Consider the following 21,246-nt stretch of genomic DNA (forward strand, 5'->3'; position numbering starts at 1 on the left):
CGTCTGTCCGGCCCGGCGGGCCGGGAGCATACTGTCCTGCGCGGCTCGCACCGAGCGACAGGGCCCACCCGGACCCGGCCCGGCTGCGCCGCGACGGGGGAGGTCGGAATCGTGGCAGTGGCCGTGATCGTCGCCGTGGTGGTCCTGCTCTGGCTGCTGACCGGTGTGCGGGTGGTGCAGCAGTACGAACGCGGCGTGGTGTTCCGCCTCGGGCGGGTGAGCGGCCGGGTCCGCGAGCCCGGCGTCACCCTGCTGCTGCCGGTGCTGGACCGGATGCGCAAGGTCAACGTCCAGGTCGTCACCATGCCGGTGCCCGCGCAGGAGGGCATCACCAAGGACAACGTCTCGGTCAGCGTCGACGCCGTGCTGTACTTCCGGGTGATCGACCCGATCCGGGCCACCGTGGACGTGCAGAACTACGCCTTCGCCATGCTGCAGGTCGCCCAGACCTCGCTGCGCTCGGTCATCGGCAAGAGCGAGCTGGACGACCTGCTCTCCGGCCGGGAGAACCTGCACCAGGGGCTGGAGGTCATGCTGGAGAGCCCGGCGACCGGCTGGGGCGTGCACATCGACCGGGTGGAGATCAAGGACGTGAGCCTGCCCGACTCGATGAAGCGCTCGATGGCCCGCCAGGCCGAGGCCGACCGCGAGCGCCGGGCCCGGATCATCACCGCCGACGGCGAGTTCCAGGCCGCGTCCAAGCTCGCCGAGGCGGCCACCAGGATGGCCGAGACCCCGGCGGCGATGCAGCTGCGACTGCTGCAGACCGTGGTCGAGGTCGCGGCGGAGAAGAACTCGACGCTGGTGCTGCCGTTCCCGGTGGAGCTGCTGCGCTTCTTCGAGGCCTCCGCCGCCCGGATCGCGGACGGACCGGCCGACGGCGACAAGACCGCCGGGGCCGTGGCACAGCCGCCCGCCGTGCCCGCCGTGCCCGCCGTGCCCGCCCAGACCCCGGCCGACGGGAGCTGACCGTCCACGCGGACCACCCACGCGGACACCACCCACGCACACCACCCCACGCGGCCGCTCCGGGCACCCGCCCGGCCCGGCCGCCCCGGGTTCCCGCGTACCCATAGGTCGTCCCTATGACCCCATAGATCGGAACCGACTACACCCGCGCCCCACCTCGGGGTTGGCTGAACGGGTCCAGACCACCTCCTGCTGCGCACCGACCGGAGGACCGCCCGTCATGCCTCGCCCGATCAGAGTCGCGATCGTCGGAGCCGGCCCCGCCGGCATCTACGCCGCCGACGCCCTGCTGAAGTCCGACGCCGCCCGGACGCCGGGCGTCTCGATCGACCTGTTCGAGCGGATGCCCGCGCCGTTCGGTCTGATCCGGTACGGCGTCGCACCCGACCACCCCCGCATCAAGGGCATCGTGACGGCCCTGCACCAGGTGCTCGACAAGCCGCAGGTGCGGCTGTTCGGCAACGTCGACTACCCGGCCGACCTCGCCCTGGACGACCTGCACCGGTTCTACGACGCCGTGGTCTTCGCCACCGGCGCGACCGCCGACCGTCCGCTGGACCTGCCCGGCGTCGACCTGGACGGCTCCTACGGCGCGGCCGACTTCGTCTCCTGGTACGACGGCCACCCGGACGTGCCCCGCAGCTGGCCGCTCGACGCCGAGAAGGTCGCAGTGCTCGGCGTCGGCAACGTCGCGCTGGACGTCGCCCGCATCCTCGCCAAGACCGCCGAGGAGCTGCTGCCCACCGAGATCCCCGGGAACGTCCACGAGGGCCTGAAGCACAACCGCGCCCGCGAGGTGCACGTCTTCGGCCGCCGCGGCCCGGCCCAGGCCAAGTTCAGCCCGATGGAACTGCGCGAGCTGGACCACTCCCCCACCATCGAGGTGATCGTCGACCCCGAGGACATCGAGTACGACGCCGGCTCGATCGCCCAGCGCCGCGCGGTCAAGCACGTCGACCTGGTCGCGGCGACGCTGGAGAACTGGGCGATCCGCGACGTCGGCGACCGCCCGCACCGCGTCTTCCTGCACTTCTTCGAGTCCCCGGCGGAGGTCCTCGGCGAGGACGGCCGGGTGGTCGGGCTGCGCACCGAGCGCACCGAGCCGGACGGCACCGGCAACGTGCGCGGCACCGGCCGCTTCACCGACTGGGACGTGCAGGCGGTCTACCGGGCCGTCGGCTACTACTCGGACGAGCTGCCCAAGCTGCCCTTCGACCCGGTCTCCGGCACTGTCCCGCACACGGCCGGCCGGGTCCTGGACGGCGACGGCTCGCACCGCACCGCGACCTACGTCACCGGCTGGATCAAGCGCGGCCCGGTCGGCCTGATCGGCCACACCAAGGGCGACGCCAACGAGACCGTCGCCTGCCTGCTGGACGACCACGCCGCGGGCCGGCTGCCCGGCGCCGCCGAACCCGATCCGGCGGCGATCGAGGAGCACCTGCGCGGCCAGGGCGTCCGGTACACCACCTGGGCGGGCTGGCAGCTGCTCGACGCCCACGAGCGCGCGCTCGGCGAGGCCGAGGGCCGCGAGCGGGTCAAGGTCGTCGAGCGCGAGGAGATGCTCCGCCGCAGCGGGGCGTGAACACCTCCCGCGCCTTCACCGAAAACCTCCGGAATTCCCCCGGAATCCTCGCCGGTAACCGCACCGGACCGCTCCGGTCGGGATTCCCGCTCGATTCCCGCTCGATTCCCGCTCGATTCCGACTTGATTCCGGGGGAGGGAATTCCCGAGGGCCGCTGCCGATCGCCGTACCGCGCCCGTCAGGGGCGGACGATCGGCAGCAGCACCTCGTCCACGATCTCCTCCGGGTCGAGCTGCACCGCGTCCCCGCCGCACATCTTGATCCGGTACAGCATCAGCGCCGGCACCACGTCGGTGACCAGCGGGGTGACCGCCCCCGGGCGGACCTCGCCGCGTTCCGTCCCGCGGTCCAGCACCTCGGCGAGCAGTGCCGTCGTCGGCTCGACCACCCGCTCGAAGACGATCGCCACGAAGGCGTGGGCCCGCTGGTGGTCGAGTTCGCTCATGATCGCCCGGACGGCGGCGCCCAGCTCGCTGAACATCGCGGCGCGCAGCCTGGCCACGACTTCCAGCAGGTCGCCGCGGAGACTGCCGGTGTCGGGGGCCGACGCGCCGGGCGGCAGGCTGGCCCTCAGCGCGTCCATCACCAGGTCCTCCTTCGAGGACCAGCGGCGGTAGAGCGCGGCCTTCCCGGTCTGCGCGGCGGCGGCCACGCCCTCCATGGTCAGCCGGGCGTAGCCGTCGGTGGTCAGTTGTCGGAGGACCGCCTCGTAGATGGCGCTCTCCAGCGCCTCGCCGCGTCGCCGCAGCGGGGCGCCCGCCACCGGTCCTCGCACGGCATCCGTTTCAGCGGTCATGGCTGCGCACCTTCTCCAGTCGTCCTTCCTCGATCCCATCGGTACACGCGTTCACCCGCGCCGCGGTTCTCCGGACCACCGAATCTCCGTTCGGGGCCGCAGTCGGCGCCCGCGGGCGAACGGGTTGTCCCGTTCCTCCGGCCATTCCCCGTCACGGGGCTACTGACGATGTTAGTGAACGAACCCGTTCCCTCCCAACCCTGTCACGGGCCGGCGTCAGCGGCCGAGCAGCGACACGGCCAGCTCGCGCAGCGCGTCCGCCAGCCGCTCCCCCTCGCCCTGCTCCAGCAGGCGCAGGATCGGGTCGCTGTGCAGCGCGCCGAGCAGGATGTGGGCGGTGAGTTCGGCGTCCAGCTCCGGCCGCTGCTCGGAGAGCAGGGCGGCGAGGTGCTCGTGCCACGCCCGGTAGACCGGGTGCGCCTCGCGCGGCCCCTGGTCGGGCGAGGGCGGGTTCGCGGAGACCGCGTGGCCGAGCGCGGCCAGCAGGCTCTTGTTGCGGGAGACGACGTCGACCACCGCGTCCAGGAAGGCCAGCAGCCGCTCCCGGGCCGGGGCGCCGGGGCCCAGCGGCGGCGGCCCGCAGCGCACCGCCTCCTCCAGGTCGAAGGCCCGCTCCTGCATCAGCGCCCGCATCAGGCCCATCCGGCTGCCGAAGCGGTGGAAGACGGTGCCCTTCCCCACCCCGGCGGCGGCCGCGACCTGCTCCATCGAGATCTGCTCGGGCCGGTGCCCCGCCAGGAGCTCCTCGGTCGCCCGCAGGATCGCGCGCCGGTTGCGGGTCGCGTCGGCGCGTTCGCGTCGGCCGTCCGTCATCGAGTCCTCTTCCCTGTTCGCCCGGCGCCCCGTGGACACCCGGCCGACACTCCGGCGGACAACTGGACTGCCGGTCCAGTACGGCAGCAGGCAAGAACCTGACCGCCGGTCAAGTTTATCCCGGACCGGCCCACCGGGGCGGAAAGGAGGCACCCGTGCGCCGGGTCCGCCACCACCGGCACGGAGCCCCCGACGTCCCGACGCCGACGGAGGCCGACGTCCCGGCCCCCGTCCTGGTCGGATCGCCGCACCGGCTGGCACCGGGTGCCAACTGGCCGACTTGCGGCGAGAGTTCGCCCGGATACGCTTCGAACAGAGGCTCCCCGGTGCCCGCGCCACGAACCGTGAGCGCGCTCCCGCCCGGCGGGACCGGGACGGGACCGTCGCCCCATGCGGACAGGGCGCGACCGGCGGTGGCATGGAGGAGCAGGCCGGCACGACCGACCTGCGAAACCCACCGTGGAGGTCACCATGACCGACAGAACGGCCAGTACGGCGCTGCTGGCGGCCGGTGCCGCGGCGTTCTTCGCCGCGATCAGCGTCGCCGCGGCCGCCCGGGCGTGCAGGTGCCCGGTCGAGCACGGCGCAGGCGGCCACCGAGCGAAGCGCCGACCGCACATCGGGCACGCGCCCGGAGGCGGCGGCCCCAAGGGCCTGTGCCCCAACCCGCCGAACTGCAACTGAACCCGCCATCGATCCCCCGTCCTCGAACCCGGTCACGGATCCCGCCCCCGGAGCGCCCGTCGCGCCGGGGGCGGGGCCGGTCCGGACCGGGCCCGCGGCCGCGGCAGCCCGGCCAGGCCGCCGCGCTCAGCCGCTCGCGGGCCGTCGCGGGAGCACCGCGTGCACCCGGGTGCCGCGCCCGAGGGCGTCCACCGTGCAGCTGCCGCCGATCTCCGCGGCCCGCTCGGACATCGACCGCAGCCCCACCCCGGGGTCGGCCGGTCCGCGGCGCCCCGGGCCCTGCCCGTCGTCCTCGACGAGGAGTTCCAGGTCCCCGCCGTCCACCCGCACGGACACCGTGGCACTGCTCGCCCGGGCGTGCCGCAGCACGTTGTTCAGGGCCTCCGCGGTGATCCGGTAGACGGCGACCTCCACGGCGGCGGGCAGCTCCGGCAGCGGGTCCGGCTGCAGCCGGGCCGTGACGGCGAGGTCGTCGCCGCTGAAGGTCTCCGCGAGCCGGCCCAGCGCCCGCGACAGCCCGTAGTCGCCCAGCGCGGTGGGGCCGAGCCGGTCGGTGATCCGCCGCACCTCCCGGACCGCCGTGGCCAGGTCGTCCGAGACCCGCGTCAGCGTGGCCGAGAACATCGCCGGGTCGTCCACCGCGGCCGCCCCCTGCAACCGCAGCCGCAGACCCGCCAGCATCGGCCCGAGTCCGTCGTGGATGTCGCGGCGCAGCTGCCGGCGCTCCTCCTCGCGGGCCGCGACGATCTGCTCGCGGCTGGCCCGCAGGTCCTCCATCAGCTGCAGCGAGGCGACGGCGGGCGCCGCCTGGTCGGCGAGCGAGCGCAGGATGTCGCGGTCGCTGCAGTCGAGGGCCCGCTGGCCCGGGCGCGGCGCGACGGTGAGCCGGCCGATCTCGGCGCCCCGGTGCACCAGGGCGAAGGCCTCGCTGTTGCCGGAGCGGTCGCCGACGGCCGCCAGCGGGCGTTCGCCGCCGCGCGTGGAGACGGTCAACGCCACACCGGAGAGCCGGAGTTCGTCACTGACCGTGGCACAGAGCACGGCGGGCACGTCCTGCGGGTCGACGGTCTGGCTGACCCGTCCGGCCAGGCTGCGCAGCACCTGGTACGGCTGGGCGCGCGCGCCGTAGTACCAGCGGTCGACGACACCCGAAGCCCAGCGCACGCCCCGGGGCAGGCCGGCCGCGAGCAGGAAGACGGCGGCGACCAGCAGAAGCGCCCCCGCACCGCGCCGGCCGGGCATCAGCATGGTGGAGAGCACGCAGGCCACCAGCACGAACACCACGACCAGCCCGGCGGCGATCAGCAGCCCGACCAGGACCCGCCGGGCCGCCCGGTCGAGCCGCCAGGAGCCGTCGCGGACGACGATCACGGCCAGGGTGAGCGTCCACAGCGCGGAGGCCACCGCGAACGCGACGTAGGAGGGGGTGCTCTGGTCGTCGAAGTAGTAGCCGAGTTCGGCGCCGCCCCACAGCAGGTAGACGCCGAGGGCGATCAGGACGTTCTGCCGGCGGCGCCGGGGCATCCCGCGGGTGCGGGCGAGCGGGACGAGGACCACCAGGACGGTCAGCACCACGAACACGACGAGCTGGGTGAGGTGCAGCCGGTCGTTGAAGGCCCGCAGCCAGCCGGCGACGGCGGTGTCGGCGAGCGGGTTGGGCCGGCCGAACACCGTGGGCTGGTAGACGTAGTAGCAGGCCTGCGGCAGCATCCACAGGGCCACGGCGCCGATCGCGAACCACCACCGGCGGCTCGGCAGCGCCCCGTCCGGCAGGAACAGCGGCAGCGCGTGCCAGAGCGTGCCGCTGACCGTGTACCCGATCGACGTCAGGACCACCACGGCCCCGACGACGCGCGGATCGTCCACCTCGACCCAGACCGGGGTCTGCGCGGCCAGCGGGACGATCAGCGCCGTGCCGTAGGCGAGCAGCACCCAGCCGAGTTGGTTCCCCGGCCGGTGGGCGTGCAGCAGCACCCCGCCGGCGACGGCGGCGAGGCCGTAGCCCAGGACCGCCAGGTGGTGGACGGGCTGGGAGAGCCCGGCGGACCCCTGGTGGCTCAGGACGTAGCCGATCCACAGTCCGCCGGCCACCAGGCAGACGACGGCGCACAGCCCCGCCATGGCCAGCCGGCGCTCCGCCGGGCGGGACCGGGGCCGGGGCCGGGACCGGGGTCGCCGCCAGGCTCTCCGCGCACTCTCCGCAGCCATGAGCACCCCGTCCTCTCCGACGACCCACCGGATGCCAGAAGTCTCCTGCACCCGGTGTCCCGGGCACATGAGGCAGCGGCCCCGGCGGGGCGACGCACCCCGGACGGGCGTCCGCCGGGCGGCGGCGCGGCAGGACGGCGGGGAGCCGGGGCGGCAGGACGGCAGGACGGCAGGACGGCGGGACGGGGGCTACGCGCCCAGGTCGACGGCCAGGCAGTTGTAGAACCTCCAGGAGCCCTCGGGGTCGTACGGGTCGCCCGCCCGGCGGCCCGGCGCCGTGTCCACCTCCTCGGTCATGTCCTCGAAGCGGATGCGCTCGGGAAGCCTCCCGTAGCGCGCGTGCCGCGCTTCGGCGGCGGGGTCGCGGGTGCGGTCCTCGTCCATGGCCACTCTCCACTTCGCCGGTCCCGGGCGGCTCCCTCGGTGCCGCCGACGACGCCACCAGCGTGCGCGCGGATCCATCACCTGTCAAGCAGGTGATGACGCGGTGGGCTCCACACCTCGCCGCCGCACACACGTGCGTGCTCCGCTCCGCCCGACCCAGGTCGACGCCGGGCCGTCGGCCCGGTCCAACGCTCCACCCGCGGCGCCCAGTTACCGGGTGGTACCGGCCTGGCGACACCGCTAGTGTCCCTTTCCGGCGTGGTCCCGGCCGGGCCGGCACTGCCCGGCCGGGGCCGCGGCGCAGCCGTTCACCCGCACCGTCACAAGGAGACACGTCCATGGTCAACCCGGACCCGACCGGCCGGGGCCGCGCGCAGGAGACGGTGGAGGCAGCGCTCGACCGCGCCGCCGCGACCGAGCACCTCAACGCGTTCATCACGCTCGACACCGAGGGAGCGCTCGCCGCCGCGGCCCGCCACGACGCCGATGGCGGGCGCGGGGCGGAGCAGCAGGGGCAGGAGGAGAAGCAGGAAGAGCCGGCCCCCTGGTGCCTCGTCATCAAGGACAACATCCACGTCGCCGGCCTGCCCAACACCGCCGGCACCCCGGCGCTCGCCGAGTTCGTCCCCGCCACGGACGCACCCGTCGTACGGGCCCTGCGCGCCGCGGGGGCGATCGTCCTCGGCAAGACGAACATGCACGAGCTGGCCCTGGGGGCCACCTCGTGCAACCACGCCTTCGGCGCCGTCGGCAACGCCACCGACCCCGCCCTCTTCGCGGGCGGCAGCAGCGGCGGCACGGCTGCGGCGGTGGCGGCGGGCGTCGCCGACGCCGGGCTCGGCACCGACACCGGCGGTTCGATCACCATCCCCGCCGCCCTCAACGGCATCTACGGCCTGCGCCCCAGCGCCGGGCGCTACCCCTCGGCGGGCGTCACGCCGTTGAGCCCCACCCGGGACACACCCGGCCCGATGGCGACCACCCTGGACCTCCTCCTGACGCTGGACACCGTCGTCACCGGCGCGACCGGGAGCCCGCAGGACCCGGGACGCCGGCTCCGGCTGGGCCTGCCGAGGCACGTGTTCACCGAGGATCTGGAGGGCCCGGTCCGGGCCGCCTGGCAGGACGCCGTCGACCGGCTGACCACCGAACGGACCACCTGGGTCCCGGTGGACACGGCGCACCTGGTCGAGCACGACTCCCGGATCGGATTCCCGCTGGTCTTCGGCGAGTTCGCCGACGCCCTCGGCCGCTACCTCGACGAGCACCGCGCCGGACTCACCCCGGCCGAGGTCCTCGACGCGGTCTCCGACCCCGTCATCGGCGACATGCTCAAGGCCACCGCCCTGCCCACCGGCCCCGGGTACCCCGGGGACGCCGCCCTCCAGGGGGCGCTCGCCCGGCGCCGCGTGATGCAGGCGGCCTACGAGGACCTGTTCACGGCCAACGGCCTGGACGCGATCCTCAGTCCCACCGTCCCGGTGTGCGCCCGGCCGCTGCACCGCTTCGAGGACTCCCTCCCCCTCAACGGGCAGGACGTGCCCACGTTCTTCACCCTGATCCGCAACACCTCCCCGGCCGCCGTCGCCGGCCTGCCCTCGGTCACGGTGCCCCTTCCGGTCACCGCGTCACCGCCCGTCGGCCTGCAGCTGATCGGGCGCCGGTGGGCCGACCGGGAGCTGCTGTCCGTGGCCGTCCGGGTCGACGCCCTGGTGCGGCGCGGGTAGCCCGCCATCGCGTCACCGCCTTGACAGGTAACGCGACGCCACGACAAACTCATCACCAGTCAAAGCGGTGACGGAGTCGGCACCAGCCGGCCCGGCCATGTCCGGAATATCCGAAAAGGGGTTTGTCGTGGCAAGCATCAAGGGTGGGCGCAAGCGGCTGATGGCGAGTGCGGTCGCAGCGGCCACGGCGGGCCTGGCGCTGTGCGCGTTCACCGCCCCCGGCTCCGCGCTCGGCGCGGGCGGCGCCGCCGGGGCCGGGGCCGACGCCTTCGGCGGCCGCGCCAAGCCGACCGTCGTCCTGGAGCACGGCGCCTTCGCCGACGGCTCCAGCTGGAACGGCGTCATCGCCGAACTCCGCGCCGACGGCTACCCCGTGGTCGCCGCGGCCAACCCGCTGCGCGGCCCCGCCTCCGACGCCGCCGCCCTGCGCACCGTCCTCGACCACATCAAGGGCCCGAAGATCCTCGCCGGGCACTCCTACGGCGGCACCGTGATCAGCGAGGCCGCCACCGACGACCCCGACGTCAAGGCCCTCGTCTACGTGGCCGCCTTCCTGCCCGCCCCCGGCGAGACCGCGCTGGAGCTCACCAACAGGTACCCGGGCTCCACCCTCCCCGGCGCCCTGGACCCCGTCACCTACCGGCAGGGTGACGGCAGCACAGCCACCGACCTCTACATCAAGCAGGACGCGTTCCGCCACCAGTTCGCCGCCGACGTCCCGGCCGGCCGGGCCGCCCTGATGGCCGCCGAGCAGCGCCCGATCGCCCAGGCGGCCCTGGAGGAGAAGGCCGCCGGCGCGGCCTGGCAGACCACGCCCAGCTGGTCCGTCGTCACCACCCAGGACCTCAACATCCCGGTCGCGGTGCAGCGTTACATGGCCGAGCGCGCCCACGCCCACACCACCGAGGTGGCCGCCTCGCACTCCGTCGCCGTCTCCCGCCCGCGCCTCGTCGCGGACGTCATCGAACAGGCCGCCCGCGCCACCGCCGGCTGACCGGCCGCCCTCCCCGCACCCGACCCCACCGCGCGGTGACCCGCAGCGGCCGCACCGGGCACCGCCGCACCCCCGCCACGGCCGGTGCGTCACCGGCCCGACCAGCCACTCATCCCCGAGGAAGCCCATCATGGCAGTCGTACGGTTCCATCTCGTCTCCACGCTCGCCCCGGAGGACGTCCTGGCGGTGCTGACCGACTTCGGCCCCTCCCGGGCGCAGACCTGGCCCACGATCGACGCGAAGCACTTCGAGGTCCACGACCGGGGCGACACCTGGGCCGAGGTCACCGAGGGCACCGCAGCCGCGTGGGAGCGCGCGCGGTACGAGTGGGAGCCGGGCGGCGACACCGTCACCATCACGACGCTCGACTCCAAGCTCTTCGGGGCCGGCGGCGGCTGGGTGTTCCGGCTGACCCCCGGGGCGGAGGGCACCAGGGTCGACGTCGAGCTCACCCGGCACCCGACCACCGTCAAGGGCAGGATGCTCGCCGCGCTCCTGCCGGTGGCGGCCCCGCCGTCCCTGCGCAAGTCCTTCGCGGGGCCGTTGCGCGCCAAGTGAGCCGCGCCGCAGCCGGGTTCCGCGGGTCCGGCGCGGCGGGAGGACGACCGGAGGGGCCGACAGCCATGCGCTGTCGGCCCCGTCGTCGTGCCCACCGCTCCGGCCCTCCCCGGATCCGGCCCCGATCCGGCCCGGCTCCGGGGAGGGGGCAGTCAAATGACGGTGCCTCCGGCGGGGCCGACTCTGCCCGCCGCACCGCCCCGGCTTCGTGAACGCCCCGCCGCGCACCGCCCTTCGACGGTCAAGTGACCGATGCGCGGGGGCCCGTCCCCGGCGGAGAGTGAGGGCCGCACAGTCCGCACCTCGGAGGGGAACCATGCCATGCACCGTGACCGACCGCCCCTGCAGGCACAGCCGACGGCCGCACACCTGCCGCCCCTGGTCCTGGACGTCGACCGGATGCTCGACGAGTTCACCCGGCTCCCCTCGCGGGCGGAGTTCCGCTTCGACCCGCGGACGCCCGCGGTGATCGCCGTCGAGTTCCTCGCGGAACGCGGCCCGAGCCTCGTCTGGCGGTTCGGCCGCGCGCTGCTGCAGGGCGGGCTGACGGCGATGAGCGGCTGCGGCGACGTACGGATGTGGCCGGGCCGGGCCGACGAGCAGCCGTCCTCCTGGCTGCTCCTCGAAACCCCGGAGCTGGAGGCCCTCTTCGAGCTGCCGACCGGACCGCTGGCGGCCTGGCTGGACGCCACCTACCGGATCGTCCCGGCCGAGGCGGAGCTGGAGGGCATCGACTGGGACGGCTTCCTCCACGGACTGCTCGACCACCCGGGAGCGCCGCCCGGATGAGCCCGCCGGAGACCGGCCGCGAGGATGACTTGCCCGGCCTCTACGTCACCTGCCAGAGTGGTGATACAAGGGGGGTTGTCGTCAGCCCCGGGCGCGGGCGTGCTCACACGTGCGCCTCCGCACGGCCGCTCCAGGACGACGCTCCACCGCAGGCCGCACATCCGCGGCCGCAGAGGAGGATTGACGTGAAGAGCACCAACCCGGTCTTCTCCCGCTGGGGCGCCGCCCGCTTCGCCGCCCCGGCCGAGGCATCGACGCGCCGACCGGTCCACACCCCGGCCGGGGGCCCACCGGCGGCCGGCCCCCGCACCGACGGAGCCCCCGCCGCAACGCCCGTCGGTACCCTAGCGCCTGACGCCCCGACGGTTCCGCGGGCCGCCCCGGCCGCCCCCGCGATGACCCTGGACGACGTGGTCGTGCGCACCGCGACGACGCTCGGCACCGTGGTGCTGACCGCGGTGCTCTCCTGGCTCCTCCTGCCCGTCGACGAGGCGGACCTCGGCCGCTCGTGCGGGATCGCCCTGGGCGCCGCCGTCGTCGCGTTCGCCCTCGCGATGCTCCAGGCCGTCCGGCGGCTGCCGTCCCCGGCCCTGATCCTCGGGTACGCGGCGTTCGAGGGCGTGTTCCTCGGCGTGATCTCCGGCGCGACCTCGACCTACTTCGCCCCGGGTGCCGTCGTCCAGACCGTCCTCGGCACCTTCGCCGTGTCGGCGGCCGTGCTGGTCGCGCACCGGATGCGCTGGATCCGGGTCACCCGCCGGTTCACCGGCTTCCTCGCCAGCGCCGCGGCCGGCTTCCTCCTGCTGCTCCTCGCCGACCTGCTCTTCTCCGCCCTCGGCGCGGGCCACGACCTCGGCGTCCACTGCGGCGTCCTCGGCCTGCTGTTCGGCGCCGTCGGCGTCCTGCTCGGCGCGGGCTTCCTCACCCTGGACCTCCGGCAGGTGGGGGACGCCCTCGCCGAGGGCGTCCCCCGCGAGCAGGCGTGGCTCGCGGCCTTCGGCCTCACCACGACGCTGGTGTGGATCTACCTGGAGGTGCTGCAGGTCCTCACCGTCCTGGACGGCGACGACTGAGCTTCCCCGACGCCGGAGGGGCATGCGCAGCACGCGCATGCCCCTCCGGCGCGTCCGCGCCCGCACACCCACCTGCCGACCTGCCGACCTGCCGACCAGCCACCCACCGGCCCGAACACCGATCACACCGACCACACCGACCCGAACACCGAGCGATCAGGAGACACCTCATGGACACCGACGAGCCCTGCCCGTACCGGGACGGCCGAGTGGTCCTCGATCCCGCCTTCAAGGCGGACGCCCCCGCCCGCTACGCCGCGCTCCGGGAGCTCGGCCCCGTCCACCCCGCCGAGTTCCAACCCGGCCTGACCGGCTGGCTGGTCGTCGGCCACGACCTGGCCCGCGAGGCGCTGACCCACCCGGCCCTGCTCAAGGACGCCACCCCCGCCGCCGGGGCGCTGGCCGCGGCCGGCTTCGTCCTGCACGAGCCCTCGGTCGGACTCGGCGCGCAGATGCTGGAGGCCGACCCGCCCGAGCACACCCGGCTGCGCCGCCTGGCCGCGACCGCCTTCACCCCGCGCCGAACGGCCGCGCTGGCGCCGCGCATCGAACAGATCGCCCACGCGCTGATCGACCGGATGCCGCCGTCCGGTGTGATCGACCTGATCGAGGCGTTCAACGCCCCGCTGCCGGCCACCGTCATCGCCGAACTCCTCGGGATCCCGCCGGAACACCACCGGGACTTCCGCCGCTGGTCGGGGCAGGCGCTGCAGGTGACCTCGCCCGAGCACCGCGGGGCGCTGGCCGCCCTGCACGCGCTGCTGGCCGCCCTGGTCGCGGACAAGCGCCGCCGCCCGCAGGACGACCTGCTCTCCGCACTGGTCGCCGTCCGCGACTCGCCGGGCGACCACGGAGCCGGCCCGAAGAGCGGCCTGGAGAGACACCCGGGCAGCGGATCGGAGGACGGCCGGCTGTCCGAGGAGGAGCTGGTGGGCACCGCCCTGATGCTGGTCGTCGCGGGCCACGAGAGCACGGTGAACCTGCTCGGCAACGCGGTGCTCGCCCTGCTGCAACACCCCGACCAGCTGCGCCTGTTGCGCGAGCGGCCGGAGCTGGTACCGGGCGCGGTGGAGGAGTTCCTGCGCCACGACACCTCGGTCGAGCGCTCCACGAACCGCTACGCCGCGGAGGACCTCGACCTGGGCGGGGTGTCGATCCCCCGGGGGAGCCTGATCGCGGTCGCCCTCGGCTCCGCCGGACACGACGCCCCGCAGGCCGACGGCGGGGGCGACCCGGCCGGCCTCGACGTGGCCCGGCCCGCCGCCCGTCACCTGGCCTTCGGGCACGGCGTCCACTACTGCCTCGGCGCCCCGCTCGCCCGGTTGGAGGCCGCCGTCGCCCTACGCACCCTGCTGGCGCGCGTGCCGGAGCTGGACCTGGCCGTCCCGGTGGACTCGCTCGACTGGATCGGCTCCGGGATCATCCGCGGCGTGCGGTCCCTCCCGGTGCGCTACCGCGTCGGCTGACACCCGGCCGGCGCCACCCGCGCACCCGCCCGGCGCACCCCCGGGCGACGGGAACGCGAAGGGCCCGAAGGCCGACAGGTCGGGGCCGTCCCTGCCGGTGATCCGCCCCACCGCGGCGGTCAACGCGCCGACGCGGAGGGGCCGGTGGAAAACGGCGGCGGCCTTCGCGGAACAACCTGCTACGCTGCGCGTGACCTGACGTTCGTGTGATCGAGGAGTGGCAGACATGGCGGGTGACGACGACATCTCCGGGTGAGATCCGGATCTGACGGCCACCGGCCGGCGCATCGGAAGCGCCGCCGCCGAAGTGGTCGGCTTCGTCGTACCCCTTTCCCGTGTCTGCCCAGGGCAGCGCTCCAGAGCCCTGCCCTCACCCCCTTTCGAGGTCACCTCCATGTCCGACGCCGCCGTCGTCTGCTCGAACCTCTCCTTCGCCTGGCCGGACGACACCCCGGTCTTCCACGACCTGTCCTTCACCGTGCCTGCCGGCCGGACCGGCCTGGTCGCCCCCAACGGCTCCGGCAAGAGCACCCTGCTCAAGCTGATCGCCGGTCAACTCACCCCCACCACCGGCTCGGTGACGGTCAGTGGCACCCTCGGCTACCTCAGCCAGAGCCTCCCCCTGACCGGGGACCTCACCGTCGCCGAGGTGCTCGACGTCGCCGCGGTCATCAGCGCCATCGACGCCGTGGAGTCCGGCGACGTCGACGAGCGGCACTTCACCACCATCGGCGACGACTGGGACATCGAGGAGCGCACCCGCGCCCAGCTCGACCGGCTCGGCCTGGGCCATCTCGACCTGGACCGCAGCCTGAGCACGCTCAGCGGCGGCCAGATCGTCTCGCTCGGCCTCGCCGCCCAGCTCCTCAAGCGCCCCGACGTCCTGCTGCTCGACGAGCCCACCAACAACCTCGACCTGGCCGCCCGGCGCAAGCTCCACGACGTGCTGGCGGACTTCAACGGCTGCCTGCTGCTGGTCAGCCACGACCGCGCGCTGCTCGACCGCATGCAGGGCATCGCCGAACTCGACGGCGGCGAACTTCGCTACTACGGCGGCGACTTCACCGAGTACGAGGAGGCCGTGCGGGCCGAGCAGGAGACCGCCGAGAAGAACGTCCGCAACGCCGAGCAGGAGCTGAAGCGGGAGAAGCGGGAGATGCAGCAGGCCCGCGAACGCGCCGAGCGCCGGGCGAGCAACGCCGCCCGCAACCTCAAGAACGCCGGTCTGCCCCGCATCTTCGCGGGGAACATGAAGCGCGGCGCCCAGGAGTCGGCGGGACGGTCCGGCCAGGTGCACGCGACCCGCGTCAGCGAGGCCAGGGCCCGGCTCGACGAGGCCGGCCGCGCCCTGCGCGACGAACAGCGGCTGTCCCTGGAACTGCCCGACACCCAGGTGCCCGCCGGGCGCAACCTGTTTCTCGGCGAAGGGCTGCAGGTCCGCCACGGCGGCCGGGCCGTGTTCGCCGACGGCGGTGTCGACCTGAACGTCCGTGGCCCCGAGCGCATCGCGCTCACCGGGCCCAACGGCGCGGGCAAGTCGACCCTGCTGCGCCTGATCACCGGCGAACTCTCCCCGGACGACGGGCTGATCACCCGCAACGACGGCCGGATCGCCTACCTCTCGCAGCGGCTGGACCTGCTCGACCAGGAGCGCACCGTGGCGGAGAACTTCGCCGCCTTCGCGCCCGAGCGGCCCGAGGCGGAGCGGATGAACCTGCTCGCCCGCTTCCTGTTCCGCGGCGCCCGGGCGCACCTGCCCGTGCGGGTGCTCTCCGGTGGGGAGCGGCTGCGCGCCACCCTCGCCTGCGTGCTGTGCGCCGATCCGGCCCCGCAGCTGCTGCTGCTCGACGAGCCGACCAACAACCTCGACCTGGTCAGCGCAGGGCAGTTGGAGAGCGCGCTCAACGCCTACCGGGGCGCGTTCCTGGTGGTCAGCCACGACGAGCGGTTCCTCGCCGAGATCGGGGTGAACCGCTGGCTGCGGCTGGCCGACGGCACGCTGCAGGAGACCGGGGCCCCCGCGGTGTGAACCGCCGGCGCGTGGTCCGGCCCGCGTCCCGGGGCTTCGCGCCCGGCGGGCCGACCACCGCGGGAGCCGGACGGGCGGTGCACACAGCCGTAGCCGCGTCCCCTCACACCCGGCCGGTGCGCGCAGCCGTGGGCGCTGCCCGCGCACCGGCCGGTCCTTGCACCCCTGACAGTCACCTGTCAGGATGGTGATGTGAACCTTGACCATGTCTTCGTGTGCGGGCACCCGGCCCTCGACTTCGCCGCGACCCTCCGCGCGCGGCGGTCGACCCGGTTCGAGATGTTCGTGACGCCCGAGCGGCTGAACGCCTGGTACCTGGACTGCGGACTCGTGGACACCATCACGCCCGGCGACGAGCAGGACGTCCGGGAGGCACAGACCGTACGCGAGGCCGTCTACCGGCTCGTCACCAACCGCCTCGCCGAGGAGGACTTCGACCGCGAGGCGCTCGCCGTGCTCAACGCCGCCGCACGCAGGACCCCCGTGACGCCGCAGCTCACAGTGGCCGGCCGGCACAACGAGGCGACACCCGGACAGGCCCTGGCCACCGTCGCGCGGCACGCCGTCGAACTGCTCAGCGGTCCGGACGTCCCCCTGCTGAAGGAGTGCGGCAACCCGGAGTGCACGCGGATCTACATCGACCGCTCCCGGGGCATGCGCCGCCAGTGGTGCGGCATGGAGTCCTGCGGCAACAAGATCAAGGCCGCCGCCTACCGCGCCCGGAAGAAGACCTCGCCCGCCATGGGCGCGCACTGACCGCACCGGCCGACATGTTCCGGTGACGGCACCGGGCAGGACTCCTCGACCGTGGATCCGGGCGGGCCGGCTGACCCGTCGACCACCGGCCACGGCCCCCGGCATTACCGTCACCTGTGGTGCCGCGCACCTGTCAGGGGCGTGACGTCGGAACACATTGCCATCACCGGTCGAGATGGTGACTCCACCGCGACAGGCGTGCATCACCAGTCAAGATGGTGATGCACGTCCGCTTCTGCACACCGCCCGGCACCACCCGGCCTCGCCCGGGCCGAGCTTGACGCCCGCTCAGCCTTCCATCACCCTTCCACTAATCGAATAGTGAAAGGGTTCAATGCCGATGCCCCTGGCCCCCTCCCCGCACAGCCCACCCCAGCCCCCGCCCCCACCTCAGCCGCGGCCCCAGCCGCCGGCGGCCCCGTCCGGCCACCCCGCCCGCACCCCGCGCCTGTCGCGCCACCCCGCCGCACTGGCCTGGGGCCTGGCCGCGGTCTTCGCCGCGCTCTACGTCTGCGTCGCCGCCAACCGGCACCGCCGCGGCCTCACCAAGGCCTACGACCTGGGGATCTTCGAACAGGCCATCCGGGCGTACGCGCACCTGCGGGCGCCGATCGTGCCGCTCAAGGGGCCCGGGTACCACCTGCTCGGAGACCACTTCCACCCGCTGATCGCCACCCTCGCCCCCGCGTACCGGGCCTTCCCGACGCCGCTCACCCTCGTGGTCGCCCAGGCGCTGCTCATGGCACTGGCCGTCGTCCCGCTGACCCGCTGGGCCCACGAGGTGGCCGGGCCGCGGGTGGCTCTGGTGGTCGGCTGCGTCACCGGGGCCTCCTGGGGGATCGTCAGGGCCGCGGCCGACGACTTCCACGAGATCGCGTTCGCCGTCCCGCTGCTCGCCTTCGCCGCCACCGCGCTCGGCCGGCGCCGCCCGCTGGCCGCCGCGCTCTGGTCGCTGCCACTGCTGCTGGTCAAGGAGGACCTGGGCCTGACCGTCGCCGCCGTCGGCCTGCTGATCGCCTGGCAGGCCCGGCAGGCCGCCGGCACCCAGCTGCCCGGCCTCGCCCTCGCCGCCGTCGGCCTCGCCGCGACCGCGGTGACCGTGCTCGTGGTGCTGCCCGCCTTCAACTCCGGCGGGGGCTTCGACTACTGGCAGCAGCTGGACGGCGGCGGGCAGTCCGCGCCGTGGGCGCTGCCGCTGCGCCTCGTGTGGCCGCCGGTCAAATGGCTGCTGCTGTTCCTGCTCGCCGCCACGGCCGGCTTCCTCGGCCTGCGCTCTCCGCTCTTCCTGCTCTGCGTGCCCACCCTGGCCTGGCGGCTGCTGTCCGCCAACCCGCACTACTGGGGCGTCAGTTACCACTACAGCGCGGTGCTGATGCCGATCGCGGTCGCCGCCCTGGTCGACGCCCTCGCCCGCTCCCGGGACCGGCACCCGACCGTCGGCCAGGCCACAACCGTCGGCGCGACCGCGAGCGAGGCCACAACCGTCGGCGCGACCGCAACCAGGCCCGCCCCGCTCCCCCGCCGCGCCCGGCGCGCACTGCTCGTCAGCGCCCTGGTGACGGTCGTGACGCTGCCGCTCTACCCGCTGCACGAGGTGGTGATGCCGGAGGCCTGGCGCACCTCGCCGCGGCTCACCGAGACCCGGGCGATGCTCCGGCTGATACCGGACGACGCCACGGTGGCCGCCTCCAACCGCCTGGCGGCCCAGCTCACCGACCGGACGGAGGTCACCCTGGTGTGCCGGGAGCCGGCCCGGCCCGGTCCGGAGTGGGTGGTCGTCGATCTGCTCGATCCGAGCGTGCGGGCCCCGTGCGCCGTCGCCGACACCGCCCGCATGCTGACGGTCTACCAGGAGTCGGGCTACCGGCGATTGGTCGACCGGGACGGCCTGCTGCTGCTCAAACGCCCCTGACCGGGCCGTTCGTCCCACCCCTCCCCCGGTTCGGCTTGACCCGCGCGCCGCAGTGGGCCACCATTCCACTATTGAACTAGTGAAAGGCCGGAACGCCGGTGATCGAGTACCGCATCGAGCGGCGCAGCGGCGTCTCCACCTACCAGCAGATCGTCCAGCAGACCAAACAGGCCCTGCGGCTCGGGCTGCTGCAGCCCGGGGACAAGCTGCCGACCGCCCGTGAGGTGGTGGAGCTGACCGCGATCAACCCCAACACCGTGCTGAAGGCCTACCGCGAACTCGAACGCGAGGGACTGGTCGAGCCCCGGCCGGGGCTCGGCACCTTCGTCCGGCGGTCACTCGCCCGGCCGGAGGCGGCGGCCGACGGTCCGCTGCGCGCGGACCTGGTCGGCTGGGTGGACCGGGCCCGGGAGGCGGGCCTGGAGCGCGAGGACATCGCCGCGCTGATGGCCTCCGTCCTGGAGCAGCGTTTCGACACCGGGGTCTCCCCGGCAACACCGAACTGAGAACAGTGGGGGGACCGGGTGGAAGACCCGACGACCATGACGCCCGCGCTGGAGGCCGTCGGCCTCGGCAGGCGGTACCGGGGTGACTGGGCCCTGCGCGACTGCGACTTCACCGTCCCGACCGGGCGGATCTGCGGCGTGGTGGGCCCCAACGGAGCCGGCAAGAGCACCCTGCTCTCCCTCGCTGCCCGACAACTAGCCCCCACTGAGGGCGAGTTGCGAGTGTTCGGCGAGGCCGCCGGCACACCGGAGCAGCGGGCCCGGGTCGCGTACGTGGCCCAGGACAAGCCGCTCTATCCGGGCCTCAGCGTCGCCGAGACGCTGCGGATGGGCCGTGAGCTCAATCCGGTCTGGGACCAGGAGACGGCCCAACGCATCGTCGACCAGGGCGAGTTGCGGCCCAAGGCGCGGATCGGCTCGCTCTCCGGCGGGCAGCGCACCCGGGTCTGCCTGGCGCTCGCCCTCGGCAAGATCCCCGACCTGCTGCTGCTCGACGAGCCGATGGCCGACCTCGACCCGCTCGCCCGCCACCAGCTCATGGGCACCCTGATGTCCGCGCCCGCCGAACGCGGCACCACCATCGTGGTCTCCTCGCACATCCTCCCCGAGCTGGAGGGCGTCATCGACCACCTGCTGCTCGTCCAGCGCGGAGGGATCCGACTCGCCGGCGACCTGGAGGAGATCCTGGACGGGCACCAGCTGGTCACCGGGCCGGCCGGGTCCGCCGCGCTCCCGGCCGACCTGGTCGTCGAGCAGCGCGTCGGCGGACGCCGGGCCACCACACTGGTGCGCACCGGTGAGCCGTTGGACGGTCCGTGGGAGGGCGAGCGGCCGGGCCTGGAGGAGCTGCTGCTCGGCTACCTCCGCGCACCGGCCGACGGGCACTCCACCACCGAGCGCCCGGCCGACGGGAACCTCGCCACGAGGCACGCGAACGACGAGCACGCGAACGACGAGCACACGAACGACGGGGCCGCCGCATGAGCACGAACGTCCTGCCCGACCGCGTCACCGCACCGGCGAGCCGCCGCCCCGCCGCCCCCGGGCTGCGCGGGATGCTCTGGCTGACGACCCGTCAAAGTCGGGCGGTGCTGTGGACCTTGGCGGCACTGCTGGTCCTGGTGGCGGCCGACCTCCTCTGGATCCACCTCGCCAGCCGGCACACCATCGGCGTCCTGCGGCGCACCGGCTGCTACAGCCCCTCGACCTGGTCCGGCACCCGCTGCTGGACGCTGCTCTCGCCGATCGACCGGCCGAACTACTGGTTCGTCCGGATACTCCAGCCCGCGGTCACCGCCGTCCCGCTGCTGATCGGCGTCTTCGTCGGCGCGCCGCTGCTGGCCCAGGAGTACGAGCGCGGCACCATCCGGCTGATCCGCGCGCAGTCCGTCAGCCCGGTGCGCTGGCTGGCCGCCCGGCTCGCGGTGCCCGGCCTCGCGGTGCTGGTCTTCAGCGGCGCGCTCGCCTCCCTGATGACCTGGGTGTGGTGGACGGACATCGTGCACGGGCCGGTCGCCTTCGACCCGCCGTTCCAGTTCTTCACCTACCCGGCCCTCGGGGTCGCGCCGATCGCCTGGTCGCTGTTCGCGCTGGCGCTGGGCGTCCTGGTCGGCCGGCTGCTGCGCCGAACGCTGCCCGCGATGTTCCTCACCGGCGCGCTGGTCGCGGCCGCCCACGGCCTGATGAGCCTGGTCCGCCCGTACTTCCACCCGATCGTCGAGACGGTGGTCCCGATGGACGCCGGACATTCCTTCATCGGGCAGCCCACCAACGCGTGGCTGGTCGAGCGCGGTTCCGTCCTGGCCGACGGCAGCCGCATCTCCGACGACACCTGCCAGTCCTCCCCCTGCGACGGGGCCACCGCCGTCTGGCTCCGCTACCACCCGGCCGACCACCTCGTGCCGGTCCAGCTCGTCGAGGCCGGCATCCTGCTGGCGCTCACCGCGGTCGCCCTGCTGGTCGTGTTCCGCCGGATCCGCACCTGAGGCTCGTCCT

The 21,246-nt window shown here is 74.2% G+C and carries 19 protein-coding genes; 15 read left to right on the plus strand and 4 right to left on the minus strand.

Features of this window, described 5'->3' with window-relative positions; translation table 11 throughout:
- The first annotated feature begins 108 nt into the window (after nucleotides 1-108).
- Together ABT048_RS21885 and ABT048_RS21890 are read left to right on the plus strand one after the other, a co-directional pair.
- Nucleotides 109-969, plus strand: coding sequence for a slipin family protein (locus ABT048_RS21885; RefSeq protein ID WP_502894053.1), 861 nt, complete (start codon nucleotides 109-111; stop codon nucleotides 967-969).
- Between the two features lie 220 nt (nucleotides 970-1,189).
- Entirely contained in the window at nucleotides 1,190-2,554 is a 1,365-nt protein-coding gene (locus ABT048_RS21890; RefSeq protein WP_350523114.1) for an FAD-dependent oxidoreductase, read from the plus strand.
- Between the two features lie 179 nt (nucleotides 2,555-2,733).
- Here ABT048_RS21890 and ABT048_RS21895 read toward each other — a convergent pair whose 3' ends face one another.
- Both ABT048_RS21895 and ABT048_RS21900 read right to left on the minus strand, forming a co-directional pair.
- Nucleotides 2,734-3,351, minus strand: a complete 618-nt coding sequence (locus ABT048_RS21895) for a TetR-like C-terminal domain-containing protein (protein ID WP_350523115.1) — start codon at nucleotides 3,349-3,351, stop codon at nucleotides 2,734-2,736.
- 216 nt (nucleotides 3,352-3,567) lie between these two features.
- On the minus strand, nucleotides 3,568-4,164 hold the full coding sequence (locus ABT048_RS21900; RefSeq protein WP_350523116.1) for a TetR/AcrR family transcriptional regulator: 597 nt from the start codon (nucleotides 4,162-4,164) through the stop codon (nucleotides 3,568-3,570).
- Nucleotides 4,165-4,635: 471 nt separating this feature from the next.
- Here ABT048_RS21900 and ABT048_RS21905 point away from each other — a divergent pair, with 471 nt between their 5' ends.
- Nucleotides 4,636-4,848: a hypothetical protein gene (locus ABT048_RS21905; RefSeq protein ID WP_350523117.1), complete on the plus strand. Its 213-nt coding sequence runs from the start codon at nucleotides 4,636-4,638 to the stop codon at nucleotides 4,846-4,848.
- A 126-nt stretch (nucleotides 4,849-4,974) separates the two neighbouring features.
- Here the strand turns inward: ABT048_RS21905 and ABT048_RS21910 are convergent, their stop codons facing one another.
- Together ABT048_RS21910 and ABT048_RS21915 are read right to left on the minus strand one after the other, a co-directional pair.
- A complete protein-coding gene (locus tag ABT048_RS21910) occupies nucleotides 4,975-6,969 on the minus strand; it encodes a sensor histidine kinase (RefSeq protein ID WP_350523118.1) in 1,995 nt (664 codons plus the stop codon).
- Nucleotides 6,970-7,245: 276 nt separating this feature from the next.
- Entirely contained in the window at nucleotides 7,246-7,440 is a 195-nt protein-coding gene (locus ABT048_RS21915; RefSeq protein WP_350523119.1) for a hypothetical protein, read from the minus strand.
- A gap of 338 nt (nucleotides 7,441-7,778) precedes the next feature.
- Between ABT048_RS21915 and ABT048_RS21920 the strand changes: the two genes are divergently transcribed.
- The 12 genes from ABT048_RS21920 (at nucleotide 7,779) to ABT048_RS21975 (ending at nucleotide 21,236) form a co-directional block, all read left to right on the plus strand.
- Nucleotides 7,779-9,167 (plus strand): amidase family protein, encoded by a 1,389-nt coding sequence (locus ABT048_RS21920; RefSeq protein WP_350523120.1) that lies wholly within the window; start codon nucleotides 7,779-7,781, stop codon nucleotides 9,165-9,167.
- Nucleotides 9,168-9,294: 127 nt separating this feature from the next.
- Nucleotides 9,295-10,161, plus strand: a complete 867-nt coding sequence (locus ABT048_RS21925; protein ID WP_350523121.1) for an alpha/beta fold hydrolase — start codon at nucleotides 9,295-9,297, stop codon at nucleotides 10,159-10,161.
- A gap of 130 nt (nucleotides 10,162-10,291) precedes the next feature.
- Complete coding sequence (locus tag ABT048_RS21930; protein WP_350523122.1) at nucleotides 10,292-10,720, plus strand: SRPBCC family protein; 429 nt, start codon at nucleotides 10,292-10,294, stop codon at nucleotides 10,718-10,720.
- Between the two features lie 321 nt (nucleotides 10,721-11,041).
- Nucleotides 11,042-11,509: an SsgA family sporulation/cell division regulator gene (locus tag ABT048_RS21935; RefSeq protein ID WP_350523123.1), complete on the plus strand. Its 468-nt coding sequence runs from the start codon at nucleotides 11,042-11,044 to the stop codon at nucleotides 11,507-11,509.
- A 185-nt stretch (nucleotides 11,510-11,694) separates the two neighbouring features.
- A complete protein-coding gene (locus ABT048_RS21940) occupies nucleotides 11,695-12,582 on the plus strand; it encodes a Bax inhibitor-1/YccA family protein (RefSeq protein WP_350523124.1) in 888 nt (295 codons plus the stop codon).
- Nucleotides 12,583-12,752: 170 nt separating this feature from the next.
- The gene (locus ABT048_RS21945) at nucleotides 12,753-14,048 is read left to right on the plus strand and encodes a cytochrome P450 family protein (RefSeq protein ID WP_350523125.1); all 1,296 of its coding nucleotides are present in this window, start codon (nucleotides 12,753-12,755) and stop codon (nucleotides 14,046-14,048) included.
- Nucleotides 14,049-14,442: 394 nt separating this feature from the next.
- On the plus strand, nucleotides 14,443-16,077 hold the full coding sequence (abc-f, locus tag ABT048_RS21950; RefSeq protein WP_350523126.1) for a ribosomal protection-like ABC-F family protein: 1,635 nt from the start codon (nucleotides 14,443-14,445) through the stop codon (nucleotides 16,075-16,077).
- Between the two features lie 192 nt (nucleotides 16,078-16,269).
- Nucleotides 16,270-16,833: a CGNR zinc finger domain-containing protein gene (locus ABT048_RS21955; protein ID WP_350523127.1), complete on the plus strand. Its 564-nt coding sequence runs from the start codon at nucleotides 16,270-16,272 to the stop codon at nucleotides 16,831-16,833.
- A gap of 340 nt (nucleotides 16,834-17,173) precedes the next feature.
- Complete coding sequence (locus ABT048_RS21960) at nucleotides 17,174-18,745, plus strand: DUF2079 domain-containing protein (RefSeq protein ID WP_350523128.1); 1,572 nt, start codon at nucleotides 17,174-17,176, stop codon at nucleotides 18,743-18,745.
- Between the two features lie 98 nt (nucleotides 18,746-18,843).
- Nucleotides 18,844-19,251 (plus strand): GntR family transcriptional regulator, encoded by a 408-nt coding sequence (locus ABT048_RS21965; RefSeq protein ID WP_350523129.1) that lies wholly within the window; start codon nucleotides 18,844-18,846, stop codon nucleotides 19,249-19,251.
- Nucleotides 19,252-19,269: 18 nt separating this feature from the next.
- A complete protein-coding gene (locus tag ABT048_RS21970) occupies nucleotides 19,270-20,235 on the plus strand; it encodes an ABC transporter ATP-binding protein (RefSeq protein WP_350523130.1) in 966 nt (321 codons plus the stop codon).
- Nucleotides 20,232-21,236: an ABC-2 membrane transporter-related protein gene (locus tag ABT048_RS21975; protein ID WP_350523131.1), complete on the plus strand. Its 1,005-nt coding sequence runs from the start codon at nucleotides 20,232-20,234 to the stop codon at nucleotides 21,234-21,236. Before ABT048_RS21970 ends, ABT048_RS21975 begins: the two co-directional genes overlap by 4 nt.
- Nucleotides 21,237-21,246 lie beyond the last annotated feature (10 nt).

It is taken from the genome of Kitasatospora sp. NPDC096140 (genome assembly GCF_040303045.1).
GTDB lineage: Bacteria > Actinomycetota > Actinomycetes > Streptomycetales > Streptomycetaceae > Kitasatospora.